The organism is Caballeronia sp. LZ065 (genome assembly GCF_031450975.1).
Lineage (GTDB): Bacteria > Pseudomonadota > Gammaproteobacteria > Burkholderiales > Burkholderiaceae > Caballeronia.
In genome coordinates, this window is record NZ_JARUXV010000027.1 from 1 (window position 1) to 1,101 (window position 1,101).

General features: G+C 60.0%; 1 protein-coding gene. It reads right to left on the minus strand.

Translation table 11 applies throughout. The features are described 5' to 3' along the window. Window positions 1-29: 29 nt before the first annotated feature. A complete protein-coding gene (locus tag QCE63_RS35490; protein ID WP_309839936.1) occupies window positions 30-1,052 on the minus strand; it encodes an IS30 family transposase in 1,023 nt (340 codons plus the stop codon). Window positions 1,053-1,101 lie beyond the last annotated feature (49 nt).

Genomic DNA, 1,101 nt, shown 5'->3' on the forward strand with positions numbered 1-1,101 from the left:
GGCGGTTTCAAACCGAAGTGCAACGGCGGTTAATGTTTAGCTCTTTGAGGTTGGCTCGCTGAGGCAAGTGTTGCAGCGAAGACCTCGAATGGCGAATGGAACGCGTGGGTTGCGCGCGGCCGACTGTTCAGACTGTCGGCGATGGCATCGAGCTCGTCCTGGGTGTAGACCGAGAGGTCGGTGCCCTTAGGCAAATATTGACGGAGCAATCCGTTGGTGTTTTCGCAGGTCCCGCGCTGCCAGGGGCTATGTGGGTCGCAGAAGTACACGCGCACGCCAGTGGCTGCTGTGAGTTCTTGATGCCGCGACATTTCTTTTCCCTGGTCGTAGGTAAAAGTTTTTCGCAGCGGTGCTGCAATCGAGTTGAGTTTGGCAGAGAAGCCCGCCAGCGCTGAGGCGGCGGTGGCGTCTTCCATCTTGGCGAGCAGCACCAGACGGCTGGTCCGTTCGACCAAGACGCCGACAGACGATTGATTTCCGGCGCCCTTGATAAAGTCTCCTTCCCAATGACCAGGCAGCAGGCGGTCCTCGATTTCGGGCGGGCGCACGTGAATGCTCACCATGTCGGGAATCTGCCCGCGCCGGTCGGTGCCGCGTGTGCGGGACATACGGGTGCTATGGCCGTGGCGCAGGCAGGCAATCAACTGGCGGCGCAATTCGCCGCGCGGCTGAGCGTAGATGGCCGTGTAGATGGTTTCGTGCGAAACGTGCTGGGTCGGGTCGGTCGGGTACATGCGCTTCAGTGTGCCCGATATCTGCTGGGGTGACCATTTCCACTCGAGCAGGGTGAGAACGATGCGCCAACACACCCCATGCGGGCAGAGCTTTGTAGGACGACGACCCGCACTGCGACGTGCGGCGCTGAGCGCTTCTGCAGGTACGGACGCGTAGCCAGCAGGAGAACCGTTTCGCTTCAGTTCACGGCTTACGGTGGCTGGCGAGCGGCCGAGTATCCGGGCCATGGCCCGGATACTCGAACCCTGCAAATGCAGGCTGGCAATGGTCAGGCGCTCTTCGGGTTGAAGCTGTTGATACTGAGTTCTTTCGTGCATCGCAACACCTTATACGAAACAGGTGTTGCACTTCAGATTTGATAGCGCC